The organism is Delftia tsuruhatensis NBRC 16741, from assembly GCF_001571325.1.
Classification (GTDB): domain Bacteria; phylum Pseudomonadota; class Gammaproteobacteria; order Burkholderiales; family Burkholderiaceae_C; genus Comamonas; species Comamonas tsuruhatensis.
Window position 1 is genome coordinate 64,846 of sequence record NZ_BCTO01000021.1, and the last position, 13,753, is coordinate 78,598.

Sequence of the window (13,753 nt, forward strand, 5' to 3'; positions counted from 1 at the left end):
CGCTGCCTTTCCTTGCCCCGCACGACAGCCTCTTCGGAGGCTGTTTTCATTGCATCGCCCATGTCAATGAAAAGCCCATGCCGTTCAAAGAACTTGATCGCGGGCCTGATCAACGGCCTTAGAATGGAGGCGTCTGCAAACCCGCCGGGCTTTATAGTTCCTTGGACCAATGCTCTATGAGCCCGGGCTTGGTACATTGCCATTCGAGCGTGATCGTCTCGCGTCAGATGAACCCAACGTCTGGCTGCCCTTGCCCCCCTGAACCCCGGTTCAGGATGACGGCCCGGTGGTCTTTGCAGACACCTGATTCCAACCCGGCGCACCTCCACGGTGCGCCGGGTTTTTTGTTGCCCGCCCCTCCACTACCGATCTGCCGCCGCATGCCTGATCTGCTGTTTCTCGAACTGGCCCTGCTGGGCCTGTGCTCCGGTTTCCTGGCCGGCCTGCTGGGAGTGGGCGGCGGCATGGTGCTTGTGCCGTTTCTGACCTACTTTCTCGACAAGCGCGGGGTCGGCCCGGACCTGTCCGTGAAGATGGCGATCGCCACGGCCATGGCCACCATCGTGTTCACCTCGATCTCCAGCCTGCGCGCCCACCACGGTCGCGGCGCCGTGCGCTGGGACATCGTGCGCAGCCTGGCGCCGGGCATCATCACGGGCGGGCTGCTGGCCAGCCTGGGAGTCTTCGCACTGCTGCGTGGCAAGTACCTGGCGCTGTTCTTTGGCGTGTTCATCGGCTACATGGCGCTGCGCATGCTGCGCAGCAACAGCCAGCCCACGGCCACGCGCGCCCTGCCGGGGCCGCTGGGGCTGTACGGTGCCGGCACGGGCCTGGGCTTCATCTCGGGGCTGGTGGGTGCGGGCGGGGCCTTCATCAGCGTGCCCTTCATGATGCGCTGCTCGGTGCCCATGCACATGGCCGTGGGCACCAGCGCGGCGCTGGGCTTTCCGATTGCCGTGGTGAATGCGGCAGGCCTGATCTTCACAGGCGCCGGTGATGCGGGACGCCCCGAATATTCGCTGGGCTACCTGTGGCTGCCGGCCCTGCTGGCACTGGCCTGCTGCAGCGTGCTGACCGCGCCGCTAGGCGCGCGGGCCGCGCACCGGCTGCCCGTGGCCCAGCTCAAGCGGATCTTCGCCACGCTGCTGTTCGGCCTGGCGGCCTACATGCTCTGGAAGGGCTTGAGCGCAGGCAGCTGAGCGCTTGCCACCTGGGCCATTCTCTGCCGGTAGGCGATGGCGCCGATGCCGGCGCGCTGGGCTTGCAGGCATTCGCCGAATTGCTCGCGCGGCAGGCCCGGCGCGCACAGAAAGCCCTGGAAGTAGTGGCCCTGCATGCGGTGGATGGCCGTCAGCTGCTCGTGCGTTTCCACGCCCTCGGCCACGATCTCCACGCCCAGCGCCAGACCCAGGCTGATGATGGCGCCGACGATGGCCTGGTCGCCCTCGTCGCTGGGCAGGCCGCGCACGAAGCTCTGGTCGATCTTGATCTTGGAGATGGGCAGCTTCTTCAGATAGGCCAGGTTGGAGTAGCCGGTGCCGAAGTCGTCGATGACCATGCCCACGCCCAGATCGGCGATCTGGCATACGCGCAGCGCCATGTCCTGTGCATCCTGCAGCAGGATGCTTTCGGTCAGCTCCAGCTCCAGCAGATGGGGTTCCAGGCCGTAGCGGCGCAGCAGCTCGGTCACGCGCTCGACAAAGCCCGACTGGCGAAATTCCAGCGCCGAGACATTGACCGACACCTTGATCGGCATGCCCTGCTTCTGCCAGCGCGCAGCCTCCTGCACCGCCTGCTCCATGACCCAGGCGCCCAGCGTGACGATGTAGCCCGACTCCTCGGCCAGCGGAATGAAGACACCGGGCGAGACCACGCCGAATTCGGGGTCGGTCCAGCGCAGCAGCGCCTCGGCCGCGACGATGCGGTCGCTGTCGATGTGCACCTGGGGCTGGAAGTACACGGCCATGCGGCCATGCTCCAGCGCCTGGCGCATGGCATGCTCCAGCTTCATGCGCGACAGCAGGCCCGCGCTCATTTGCGGCTGGTAGAAGCTGAAATGGCCCCGGCCCCGCTCCTTGACGCGGTACATGGCCGTGTCGGCCTGGCGGATCAGCTCGTCCAGCGTGAGGCCGTCGGCCGGGTACTGGGCCACGCCGATGCTGCACTGCACGGAAAAACCCAGGCCGTCGAGCAGGAAGGGCCGCTCCATCTCCTGCAGGATGCGCCTGGCCACCGCGGCAGCCAGCTCGGCGTTGCAGCCGTGCAGGTAGAGCACGAACTCGTCGCCGCCCAGGCGGCACAGGATGTCTACCGGCCGCATGCAGTCGCTCAGGCGCTGTGCGACCAGCTTGAGCACTCGGTCGCCGAACTGGTGGCCCAGCGAGTCGTTGATGATCTTGAAGCGGTCCAGGTCGATGAACAGGATGCTGAACACCGTGCCGCCTGCGCGTGCGGCCTCGATGGCCGCATCCACGCGCTCCGTGAGATTGAGCCGGTTGGGCAGGCCGGTGAGCGCGTCGCTGTAGGCCAGCTGTTCGATGCGCTGCTGTGCCACGCGCTGCTGGGTGAGGTCGCGCATGAAGCCGATGCTCTGCACCACGTCGCCCTGCGCATTGCGCAGCGGCACCCAGGACAGGCGCACGGCGCAGCGCGCACCGCCGGCCTGGCGCAGCCAAAGGTCGCCCTCCCAGAAGCCGCCTTGATGCCACTGTATGCGGGCCAGGTCGCCCAGCGTGTCGGATGGGTCTTCGGTGGCTTCGAACAGCGATTCCACCGTGCGGCCCTGCACGGGCATGCCGCCCAGCAAGCGTTCGCAGGCCGGGTTGGTGCGTGCCACGTCCATGTGGTCATCGGCGATGAAGATGCCGTCCAGGCTGGACTCGAAGACCCGCGCAGCCAGTTCCAGGCCCGCCTGGGTCTGGGCCTCGGCCGTGATGTCGCGGAAGGAGAAAATGCGCCCCATGGGCAGGCCCCGGCGCAGCTGGGGCACGGCGCGGCGCTCCAGAATGCGGCCGTCGCGCAGGTCCAGTACGTCGGACGCTTCCATCAGGGGCTGGGCCGACAGCAGCTTCAACTGCTGCGCGTAGGACTCGGCATCGCGCACCTGGCCGGCCAGGTGATCGAGGATGGCCGCGTCGTTGCGGCGCACCAGCAACGCCTCGGGAATGCCCCAGAGCGTGGCGAATCGGTGGTTGAAGGCGCGGATACGGCCATCGGGATCGCACACCAGGATGGCGTCGGCCGCCGACTCCAGCGTGGCGCGCAACTCGCCCAGCAGGCTTTCGAATTCGGCCTCGTGCAGCGCCTGCTCGCGCCGGTCCAGCATGCTGACCAGGAGCACCTCGCCGTCGAGCGCGCGCACGCGCATCTCCACGGGCGCCAGCTGGCCGTCGGCACGGCGCACCTCGGAAATGAACTGGGCGCCGGCCTGCCAGTTGAAGGGGTCGCTCCAGAACGCCTGCTGCTGCGGCGTGGCGGCCAGCACCTGCACGGGCAGTCCCACGGCGGCATCGGTCTCATAGCCGGTGACGGATTCGCTGGCGGCGTTGGCGCGCAGCACCTTCAGGCTGCGGGCATCGATCAGCCACAGCGCCTCCTGCAGTGCATCGAGCAGGCGGGGCCAGGCGCGGTTGAGCGCTTGCTTGTTCAAGACGCCACCTTCGGCGGATCCAATTCCACCGCCCGTTCAAAGTAATAGCAGACACGCCGGCGCGGCGACAGATAGTCCAGCGCGTCGCGCGGCAACTGCGCAGGAGCCACGCCCCGGCGTATGCCCAGCGCGGGAAACAGCTCCAGCGCCAGCACGGGCGCCTGGGCGGCCGGCACGCTGGCGTCATGGACCATCACCGAAGGCTTGAGCGGCCGTGATGCATTGACGGACATGACCATGGCATGGCGCCCATCGGTCAGCTCCACCACCGAGCCCGGCGGGAACACGCCCATCATGCGGATGAAGCCATTGAGCACGGGCGCGGCGAACTTGTCGCGCAGCCGGCTGAACAGCATGGACAGCGCCTCGTGCGGCGTGTGCGGCGTCTGCGCATCGCCGGGATTGCACAGGCGGTCATAGGTGTTGACCAGGGCCAGGATCTGGCCCGTGAGCTCCATGTCCTCGGCCACCAGGCTCAGCGGGAATCCCGTGCCGTCGGCCCATTCATGGTGCTGTGCGATGGCGGTGGTGACCTGGGCCGACAGGCCCATGCGCATGGCGATGGCCACCGATTCACCCACATGGCGCTCGTAGCGGTCGCGCAGCGCGTCGGGCACGGAAGACTCCAGGGCCAGGCCGTGCATGCCTTCGGCGCCGGCCACCGGCTTGCCGGCATCGTGCAGCAGCGCCGCCAGGCCCAGGTCGCGCAGCAGCGCAGCCTCCAGGCCCAGGGCCCGGCCCAGCAGCAGGCCGAGCACGGTCACGTTGACGGCATGCACGCTCTGGTTGCTGCCAACGCCATCGGACAGGAGGTGAATCGCCACGTCCTGCGGGCCGGCCAGTTCGGCCAGGCAGCCGTCGACCAGGGCTTCGGTGGGCATTCGCGCCTGCTCGGGCGCGCTGGCAAGGGTGGTTTCGATGGCCACATAGCCACGCTCCACCTTCTGAAAGCGCGCATTGCAGTCCTCCAGCCGGCCGCGCCAGTTGGGCACAGACAGCAGCAGCGGCGCTGCCGGTGCAGGTTCCTCGGCGGGTTCGGCTGCGGCGGCCGCCACAGCGGGCAGCGGCTGCGGCTGCGGCGGCGGAGTGCGCACCTCGGCCGGCCAGGCGTCGCTTTTGTGCGGAACGCAGCGCACCGCCTCCAGGCCCAGGGATTTCAGGGTCTGGATCTGTGCGCTGGAGGTGATCTTGAAGCTGCTGACCGGAAAGGGATGGTTCAGCCATCCAACATCGAGCTGGACAAACATGCCCGGACGGAGGTCTCGGATATCGATGAGGACGGAATGGTTCACGCGCGGCAACGGCCCCGAGGCTGAAGGAATCGGCAAATGTAAGCCGATGATTCGGGCATTATCTCCAGTTCTGAGGGCCTTGCAGGCAATCCGCGACCCTCAGGACCAAGTCTGTCCCCCGCTGTTGTTCATCGGCACCAGAGACTGGGCTTGTAGATCAGGTCCATCCACAGCGCCCACACGGCCACGCCCACCAGCATCAGGCCGGCCAGCCGCGTGCCCCATTCGGCACGCAGGCCGTTCAGGCGCTGGCGGCCCAGCCGCCACAGCCAGGGGCCGGCCACCAGCCACAGCCCGCTGCCCACGCCAAAGGCCGCCATGGCCGATGCGCCCTGCAAGGGGCCACCGCTGAGCGCGGCGACCAGCACGGCCGAATACAGCAGTCCGCAGGGCATGAGCGCCCAGGCATAGCCCGCCGCCAGCGTGCCGCCAGGGGCGGACACCCAGGGCTGCACGCGCCGCCAGGCGGCGCGGCCCGCAGACTCCAGCCAGGCGGGCTGGCGGGCCTGCACCATCATGGCCAGGCCCCAGGCCATCACGGCGACATGGGTCAGCGTCCAGAACGGCTGCAGCGCCGTGGTCTGGCTGGTGAGCCAGGACAGGCTTTCCATGGCCAGCGCCGAGGCGGCGCCCAGGCTGGCATAGCCGGCCAGCCGCCCGCCATGGAACAGCGCCGTGCGCAGCCACAGCCGGCTTTGCAGTCCATGGACGGCGACCACCTGCCCACCACCCTGTACCGTGCCCTGCCCCGCCCCGCCCGTGACCACGCCGCAGGGCGCGGCGCACATGGCAAGGCAATGGGGCCCGCCGACGAGCCCCATGATCAAAGCGGTCCAGAGCAGCGACAACAGCATGGGGCCTAGATGATCCTCGAAAACCGCGCCCGGTTCTTGTCGGCCTGCAGATATCGGTCAAACAGCATGGCCACGCCACGCACGAAGTACCAGCCCATGGGCGTGACCTGGAATCCCTCGTCGCTGATCTGCACCAGCCCCTTGGCCTGCAGGTCCTGAAGCGCCGCCAGCTCGGGGGCGAAGTACTCGCGAAAGCCCAGCAGCCAGGCCTGCTCCATGGGCTCGAACAGCACGGCGCCCTGGCACATGATGGCCATGATGACGGCGCGCCGCACCAGATCATCGCGCGACAGTGCCAGGCCGCGCACCACGGGCAGGTGGCCGGCGTCGATGGCGTCGTAGTACTCCTCCAGCGTCTTGGCGTTCTGGCTGTAGCTGGCCCCCACCTTGCCGATGGCCGACACGCCCAGCGCAATCAGGTCGCAGTCGGGCTGGGTGCTGTAGCCCTGGAAGTTGCGATGCAGCCGGCCCTGGCGCTTGGCCACGGCCAGCGCGTCCTCGGGCAAGGCGAAGTGGTCCATGCCGACGTAGACATAGCCGCCGTCCATGAAGGCCGCGATGGAGCGCGAGAGCATGGCCAGCTTGTCGGCGCCCTGGGGCAGGTCCTCGGCCGCGATGCGCCGCTGCGGCTTGAAGCGCTCGGGCAGGTGGGCATAGGCATAGAGCGCGATGCGGTCGGGCCGCAGCGCATTGACCTGGGCCAGCGTGCGCTCGAAGGACTCGGGCGTCTGCTTGGGCAGGCCGTAGATCAGGTCCACGTTGATGGAGGCAAAGCCCAGCTGCCGTGCCGCTGCCACCAGCGCGAACACCTGCTCGGCCGGCTGCACGCGGTGCACGGCGATCTGCACCTGTTCGTCGAAATCCTGCACGCCGAAGCTCAGGCGGTTGAAGCCCAGCTCCTTGAGCACGGCCAGGCGTTCGACGCTGACGGTGCGCGGATCGACCTCGATGGAGTATTCGCCGCCCGGCTCCAGCTTGAAATGCTCGCGCAGCAGGGCCATCAGCGTGCGCAGCTCATCGTCCGAGAAGAAGGTGGGCGTGCCGCCGCCCAGGTGCAGCTGGCTGACGGCCTGGCCCTTGCCGCAATGGGCCGTGTGCAAGGCCATCTCGCGCGCCAGGTAGTCCAGGTAGACGGCCGCGCGATCGTGGTGGCGCGTCACGATCTTGTTGCAGGCGCAGTAGTAGCACAGCGACTCGCAGAACGGCACATGCACATACAGCGACAAAGGCATGGCCCGCGCTGCGGTACTCGATTTGCGGTGCTCAAGTGCCAGGATATAGTCTTCAGCACCGAAAGCCTCCACGAAACGATCGGCCGTGGGGAACGAGGTGTATCGGGGCCCCGGTACGTCGAAGCGACGCAGCAGCTCTGGGGTGACAGCGGTCATGGGTTTTTTCCTCTAATGTCGTCCACTGTGCCGCAGCCCATTGGCCGCGTCCTTGACTCATATCAAGAGTTGTTCGCGGCAGTGCTGCGACAATTTGATCCAACTCATCGCCATCCACGAGGTCACCGCCGGCGCACTGCTGCGCCGCTGATGTTTACTCCATGAACCTTCAGACCATCAAAGCATCCTGTTCCAATTGCAACCTGCGCGAGCTGTGCATGCCCATGGGCCTGGATGCCGAGCAGATGCAGCGCATCGACGACATCGTGGCCACGCGCCGCAAGGTCAAGCGCGGCGGCCTGCTGTTTCGCAACGGTGAGTCCTTCACCTCGCTGTACGCCATCCGCACGGGCTTCTTCAAGACCTGCGTGGCCACCGAGGACGGGCGCGACCAGGTCACGGGCTTTCAGATGGCCGGCGAGATCATCGGCCTGGATGGCATCGTCAACGACCACCACACCTGCGATGCGGTCGCGCTGGAAGACGCCGAGGTCTGCGTCATGCCCTTCGACAAGCTGGAGGACCTGTCGCGCGAGGTCACGGCCCTGCAAAACCATGTGCACAAGGTCATGAGCCGCGAGATCGTGCGCGAGCATGGCGTGATGCTGCTGCTGGGCAGCATGCGTGCCGAGGAGCGCCTGGCCGCCTTCGTGCTCAACCTGGTGCAGCGCCTGCACGCCCGGGGCTTTTCCAAGTCGGAACTGGTGCTGCGCATGACGCGCGAGGAAATCGGCAGCTACCTGGGCCTGAAGCTGGAGACGGTGAGCCGCACCTTCTCGAAGTTTGCCGAAGAAAACATCATCGAGGTGCGCCAGCGCCATCTGCGCATCCTGGACACGGACGCGCTCAAGCGCATCGTCAACAGCCAGCAGTGCCAGTGAGGCCGCAAGGCCCCGCCCCCCGGCAATGAACAGGGCCCGCTGTCGCGGGCCTTGTTCATTGCCATTGCAGTGCACGCAGGTTCAATCGCGCCCCAGGCCCTGCACGGCCAGATTTGGGTCCGGCTCGGAGACCACGCCGTCGTTGAGATCGTGCGTGGAGCGTCCCAGCATGGTGGTCATGAGGCTGGACAGCATGGTCACGCCCCAGAAGGCGAAGAAGGCCAGCGTGTAGATTCCCTGCCGCGACCAGCCCAGGTCTCCGAGCCAGTGCAGCTCCAGCGGGTCCACGAAGGCGAATACCAGCATCTCCATCACGGCGGCGGCCAGAAAGGCCGGCCAGGCAATCCACATCCAGCGTTGGGCCAACATCAGCGATCTCCTTGAGCTGTCGAGGGGTGGCTTTCATTGTGCGCGCCGCCCTCGCACCGTGCCAAGCCCTGCGCACCCTGCACTGCCTGTAGGAAACCCTTGGCCCTCGCGCATGCTGGAGATGCCATCCACCATGCAAAAAAGGCCGCGACTGCGGCCTTGTGCACGGCATTTTCCTGCGTTCAGCGGTCCGTGGGATGGTCCTGCGCGGGCGTGGCCGCGTGGTTGCGGCCGGTGACCGCGGGCGCCAGGCTCTTGGGCACTTCGCGCACGCCATCGGCACGCTCGTTGATGGTGATGCCATTGCGGTAATAGTCAGGATCGATCACGGGATCGGCGCCATTGATCGCAATGATGGCCGTGACCACGCCGGCCACCACGACGGCGGCCGGGCCGGCCACCACGAGCCAGACATGGGCGAACTTCCACCAGGGCTTGCCGGCGTCCGGATGCGAAGGGGCCGTGGCGGGCGCGGAGACTGCGGGACTGGAAGACATGGATAACCTCTTTCTTTCAAACAGCCGGCGCAGCCTGGGCGGCGCCGGCCAGACATATCACCGGGGCACCAGGAAGACGGCCTTTTCGGACGCGCGTCCCGCGCCTGAATGCACGGCATCGATATCGAAGAATACGGTGTGCGAGCCCGGCTCGGCGGAACCGTAGGGAATCTGCAGCCGCGCCGCAATGCCGCGCGTCTCGGCCGGGCCGACCTCGACCTCCTGCTCGGACGCCAGCTCCAGCCCGTCGAGGCCATGGGCGCTGATGCGGTAGCGCTGGGCCTGCTCGGTGGCATTCATGATCTGCAGGCGGTAGACATTTTCCAGCTTGCCGCCCGCGACGATGCGCGACAGCGACGCCCGGTCGCGTATCACGTCGACCTTGACCGACTGGCGCAACGCCAGGCTCACGATCATGGCCATGCTCAGGCCGATCAGCACGGCCGAGTAGACCAGCACGCGCGGACGGAAGATGCGGCGCAGCACCTGGGCCCGCCGCCACAGGCCGGCCATGGCGTTCTGCGTGGTCAGCCGGATGAGGCCGCGCGGATACTCCATCTTGTCCATGATGGAATTGCAGGCGTCTATGCACAGACCGCAGCCTATGCATTCGTACTGCAGGCCGTTGCGGATGTCGATGCCCACGGGGCAGACCTGCACGCACATCTTGCAGTCGATGCAGTCGCCCAGGCCCTGGGCCTTGTAGTCCACCTTCTTGGTGCGCGGCGCGCGCGGCTCGCCCCGGCCCGTGTCGTAGCTGACGATCATGGTGTCGCGGTCGAACATGGCGCTCTGAAAGCGCGCATAGGGGCACATGTACTTGCAGACCTGCTCGCGCATGTAGCCGGCGTTGCCATAGGTGGCGAAGCCGTAGAACAGCACCCAGAAGACCTGCCAGCTGCCCTGCAGCGCCAGCAGCTCGCCGCCCAGCTCGCGGATGGGCACGAAGTAGCCCACGAAGGTGAAGCCGGTCCACAGGGCAATGGCAATCCACAGCAACTGCTTGAGCGACTTCTTCCAGAGCTTTTCAAAGGTCCAGCCGTTCTTGTCCAGGCGCATGCGCGCGCTGCGGTCGCCCTCGACCTTGCGCTCCACCCACATGAAGATTTCGGTGTAGACCGTCTGCGGGCAGGAAAAGCCGCACCACAGGCGACCGGCCACGGCCGTGAACAGGAACAGCGCCAGCGCCGAGATGATCAGCAGGCCCGCCAGGTAGATGAAATCCTGCGGGTACAGCACCAGCCCGAACAGGTAAAAGCGCCGCGCACCCAGGTCGAACAGCACCATCTGGCGCTGCCCCCATTCCAGCCAGGGCAGGCCATAGAAAACCAGTTGGGTGAGAAACACCAGAGCCCATCGCCAGCGTGCGAAGACACCGCTGATGGAGCGCGGGTAGACCTTCTTCTCGGACTCGAACATCGACACCAGCTGGCCCGGGTCCGGGTCGGCAGGCGTGATCGGAATGACTTTGCGGGGAGGCTTCCCGGCATCATCCCCGTTCTCGGGCTTCATGGTGGGTTCCTTGGTTTTTTGGAATATCTGAAAACTCAAAAGGCAAAAAGGCGGCGCCGCAGCGCCGCCCCCTGTCCTTATTGACGGACTGCGCCGTCTTTGTGCGACATGCCCCAGACATAGGAGGCAAGCACCGCGATCTGCGCCTCGGTCAGCTTGTCCTTCTGGGCAGGCATCTCGTTGTGCTTGCCGTTGTTGATCATGGCCGTGATGGCGGCCTCGCCCCAGCCGTGCAGCCAGATGTCATCGGTCAGGTTGGGCGCGCCCAGGGCCTGGTTGCCCTTGCCGTCCATGCCATGGCAGGCGGCGCAGGCCGTGAACTTGGACTTGCCCAGCGAAGCCTTGAGCGAGTCGTGCGGGCTGCCCGACAGGCTCAGCACATAGTGCGAGAGGTTGCGCACATCGTCGGGCGTGCCGACGGCAGCGGCCATGGGCGGCATGATGCCGATGCGGCCCGCCGTGATGGTTTCCCTGATCTTGTCGGGCGTGCCGCCATGCAGCCAGTCGCCATCGGTCAGGTTGGGGAAGCTCTTGCCGCCGCGTGCATCCGAGCCGTGGCACTGCGCGCAGTTGTTCATGAACAGGCGCTCGCCGATGGCCATTGCCTGGGGGTCCTTGGCCATGTCTTCGGTGCTCATGCTCGTGAACTTGGCGTACAGCGGCTCCAGGTCCGCGCGGGCCTTGGCCATCTCGTTTTCATAGGCGCCCAGCTGCGTCCAGCCCAGCTTGCCCGCGAACGAGCCCAGGCCCGGATAGGCCGCCAGGTAGGCGAAGCCGAACACCGAGGTGATGATGAACAGCCACATCCACCACTTGGGCATGGGGTTGTTCAGCTCGCGCAGGTCCTCGTCCCAGACGTGGCCCGTGGTGTTGTCGGCCGAGGGGACCACCTTCTTGCGTGCGGTGAGATACAGCAGCAGCAGGCAGCCGATGATGCCGCCCAGCGTGATAGCCGTGACATAGATCGACCAGAAGTTGTTTACGAAATCGCTCATGGGAAGTTCTCGTTCTGGTGGAGGGACTCAGTCTTGCTCGAACGGCAGCTGGGCGGCCTCTTCGAAACGGGCCTGGTTGCGGCGGGCGAACGCCCACCACCAGATACCGATGAAGCAGGCCAGAGAGGCCAGCGTGGCCACGATGCGCATGGTGGTGATGTCCATGTCGCTCTCCTTTACTTGACCGAACGGCCCAGCACCTGCAGGTAGGCGATGACGGCGTCCATTTCCGTCTTGCCCTTGACCTGCTCGGCGGCGCCGCTGATTTCCTCGTCGCTGTAGGGCACGCCCACCTTGCGCAGCGCGCTCATGTGCTGGGCGACCACGGTGTCATCCACCTTGTTCTTCTCCAGCCAGGAGTAGGCAGGCATGTTGGACTCGGGCACCACGTCGCGCGGGTTGTTCAGGTGGATGCGGTGCCATTCGTCGCTGTACTTGCCGCCCACGCGGTGCAGGTCGGGACCCGTGCGCTTGGAACCCCACTGGAAGGGGTGGTCGTAGACGAACTCGCCAGCCACCGAGTAGTGGCCGTAGCGCATGGTCTCGGCGCGGAAGGGGCGGATCATCTGCGAGTGGCAGTTGTAGCAGCCCTCGCGCAGATAGACGTCGCGGCCCATCAGCTGCAGCGGCGTGTAGGGCTTGAGGCCCGCTACCGCTTCCGTGGTCGACTTCTGGAAGAACAGCGGAACGATTTCCACCAGGCCGCCGACGGCGACCACCAGCAGGGTCAGCACGATCAGCAGGAAATTGTTGGTTTCCACCTTCTCGTGGGAAAAGCTCTTGGGAGCGCTATGGTTGTGATCGGACATGAGTAATGCTCCTAGACGCTCAGGCGTGGGCCACGACGGCAGGCACGGCCACCTTCACGGAACGGCCGGAGATCGCGGTCTTCCAGGTGTTCCACAGCATGACCAGCATGCCGCCCAGGTACAGCAGGCCACCGGCCACGCGGATCACGTAGAACGGATAGCTGGCCTTGACGCTTTCGACAAAGGTATAGGTCAGCGTGCCATCGGGATTGACGGCGCGCCACATCAGGCCCTGCATCACACCGGCGATCCACATCGCGGCGATGTACAGCACGATGCCGATGGTGGCCATCCAGAAGTGCAGCTCGATGGCGCCCACCGAGTACATCTTGGTCTTGCCGAACAGGCGCGGGATCAGGTAGTACAGCGAGCCCATGGTGATCAGGCCCACCCATCCGAGGGCGCCCGAGTGAACGTGGCCCACGGTCCAGTCCGTGTAGTGCGACAGCGCGTTGACGGTCTTGATGGACATCATCGGACCCTCGAACGTGGACATGCCGTAGAACGACAGCGACACGATCAGGAAGCGCAGGATGGGATCGTCGCGCAGCTTGTGCCATGCGCCCGACAGCGTCATCACGCCGTTGATCATGCCGCCCCAGCTGGGAGCCAGCAGGATCAGCGAGAACACCATGCCCACGGACTGCGTCCAGTCGGGCAGCGCGGTGTAGTGCAGGTGGTGAGGACCCGCCCACATGTAGGTGAAGATCAGCGCCCAGAAGTGGACGATGGACAGGCGGTAGCTGTAGACCGGACGGCCAGCCTGCTTGGGAATGAAGTAATACATCATGCCCAGGAAGCCTGCGGTCAGGAAGAAGCCCACGGCGTTATGGCCGTACCACCACTGCACCATGGCGTCCTGCACGCCGGCGTAGGCCGAGTAGCTCTTCATCCAGCCGGCCGGAATGGCCGCGCTGTTGACGATGTGCAGCAGCGCCACGGCGATGATGAAGGCGCCGAAGAACCAGTTGGCCACATAGATGTGACGGACCTTGCGGATGCCGATGGTTCCGAAGAACACGATGGCATACGAGACCCAGGTCACGGCGATCAGCAGGTCGATCGGCCACTCCAGCTCGGCGTACTCCTTGCCCTGGGTGTAGCCCAGCGGCAGGCTGATCGCGGCGGCGAGAATGACGATCTGCCAGCCCCAGAAGGTCAGGCTGGCCAGCTTGGGCATGAACAGCCGCGTCTGGCAGGTGCGCTGCACCACGTAGTAGCTGGTTGCGAACAGCGCCGATCCGCCAAAGGCAAAGATCACGGCGTTCGTGTGCAGCGGACGCAGGCGTCCGTAGCTCAGCCATGGAATGCCGAAGTTGAGTTCCGGCCAGGCCAGCTGCGAGGCGATCAACACCCCGACAGCCATGCCCACCACTCCCCAGACGACGGCCATGATAGAGAACTGCCTTACGACGGTATCGTCGTAATAGACAGCGTTGTTATTTGAACTATCCATCGTGCACCCCTTAGATTGCTATCAAAGTGTTACTTTCTTCGCTGTCGGGCG

At 65.9% G+C, this 13,753-nt stretch carries 13 protein-coding genes; 2 read left to right on the forward strand and 11 right to left on the reverse strand.

Going from position 1 to position 13,753, the window contains the following annotated elements; translation table 11 throughout:
- Nucleotides 1-380: 380 nt before the first annotated feature.
- Nucleotides 381-1,199, forward strand: coding sequence for a sulfite exporter TauE/SafE family protein (locus tag DTS01S_RS09765; protein WP_016445210.1), 819 nt, complete (start codon nt 381-383; stop codon nt 1,197-1,199).
- Here the strand turns inward: DTS01S_RS09765 and DTS01S_RS09770 are convergent.
- The 4 genes from DTS01S_RS09770 to hemN all read right to left on the reverse strand — a co-directional run bounded on the left by DTS01S_RS09770 (nt 1,163) and on the right by hemN (nt 7,183).
- A complete protein-coding gene (locus DTS01S_RS09770) occupies nt 1,163-3,649 on the reverse strand; it encodes a bifunctional diguanylate cyclase/phosphodiesterase (RefSeq protein ID WP_016445209.1) in 2,487 nt (828 codons plus the stop codon). The two genes, DTS01S_RS09765 and DTS01S_RS09770, sit on opposite strands and share 37 nt — an antisense overlap.
- A complete protein-coding gene (locus DTS01S_RS09775) occupies nt 3,646-4,896 on the reverse strand; it encodes an HD-GYP domain-containing protein (RefSeq protein WP_061287660.1) in 1,251 nt (416 codons plus the stop codon). Before DTS01S_RS09775 ends, DTS01S_RS09770 begins: the two co-directional genes overlap by 4 nt.
- Nucleotides 4,897-5,069: 173 nt before the next feature.
- Complete coding sequence (locus tag DTS01S_RS09780; protein ID WP_017406349.1) at nt 5,070-5,795, reverse strand: sulfite exporter TauE/SafE family protein; 726 nt, start codon at nt 5,793-5,795, stop codon at nt 5,070-5,072.
- 5 nt (nt 5,796-5,800) lie between these two features.
- The gene (gene hemN / locus DTS01S_RS09785; RefSeq protein WP_016445206.1) at nt 5,801-7,183 is read right to left on the reverse strand and encodes an oxygen-independent coproporphyrinogen III oxidase; all 1,383 of its coding nucleotides are present in this window, start codon (nt 7,181-7,183) and stop codon (nt 5,801-5,803) included.
- A 161-nt stretch (nt 7,184-7,344) separates the two neighbouring features.
- Between hemN and fnr the strand changes: the two genes are divergently transcribed.
- Nucleotides 7,345-8,064: a fumarate/nitrate reduction transcriptional regulator Fnr gene (fnr, locus tag DTS01S_RS09790; protein ID WP_016445205.1), complete on the forward strand. Its 720-nt coding sequence runs from the start codon at nt 7,345-7,347 to the stop codon at nt 8,062-8,064.
- Between the two features lie 81 nt (nt 8,065-8,145).
- Here the strand turns inward: fnr and DTS01S_RS09795 are convergent, their stop codons facing one another.
- The 7 genes from DTS01S_RS09795 to ccoN form a co-directional block, all read right to left on the reverse strand.
- Entirely contained in the window at nt 8,146-8,433 is a 288-nt protein-coding gene (locus DTS01S_RS09795; RefSeq protein ID WP_017405745.1) for a hypothetical protein, read from the reverse strand.
- A 182-nt stretch (nt 8,434-8,615) separates the two neighbouring features.
- On the reverse strand, nt 8,616-8,930 hold the full coding sequence (locus DTS01S_RS09800) for a FixH family protein (protein WP_046987267.1): 315 nt from the start codon (nt 8,928-8,930) through the stop codon (nt 8,616-8,618).
- 57 nt (nt 8,931-8,987) lie between these two features.
- Entirely contained in the window at nt 8,988-10,442 is a 1,455-nt protein-coding gene (gene ccoG, locus DTS01S_RS09805; protein WP_016445202.1) for a cytochrome c oxidase accessory protein CcoG, read from the reverse strand.
- 77 nt (nt 10,443-10,519) lie between these two features.
- Nucleotides 10,520-11,437 (reverse strand): cytochrome-c oxidase, cbb3-type subunit III, encoded by a 918-nt coding sequence (ccoP, locus tag DTS01S_RS09810; protein WP_016445201.1) that lies wholly within the window; start codon nt 11,435-11,437, stop codon nt 10,520-10,522.
- Between the two features lie 27 nt (nt 11,438-11,464).
- Nucleotides 11,465-11,602: a cbb3-type cytochrome oxidase subunit 3 gene (locus DTS01S_RS09815; RefSeq protein ID WP_016445200.1), complete on the reverse strand. Its 138-nt coding sequence runs from the start codon at nt 11,600-11,602 to the stop codon at nt 11,465-11,467.
- Between the two features lie 11 nt (nt 11,603-11,613).
- Nucleotides 11,614-12,246, reverse strand: a complete 633-nt coding sequence (ccoO, locus tag DTS01S_RS09820; protein ID WP_016445199.1) for a cytochrome-c oxidase, cbb3-type subunit II — start codon at nt 12,244-12,246, stop codon at nt 11,614-11,616.
- A 19-nt stretch (nt 12,247-12,265) separates the two neighbouring features.
- Nucleotides 12,266-13,702 (reverse strand): cytochrome-c oxidase, cbb3-type subunit I, encoded by a 1,437-nt coding sequence (ccoN, locus tag DTS01S_RS09825; protein ID WP_061287661.1) that lies wholly within the window; start codon nt 13,700-13,702, stop codon nt 12,266-12,268.
- Nucleotides 13,703-13,753: the final 51 nt, after the last annotated feature.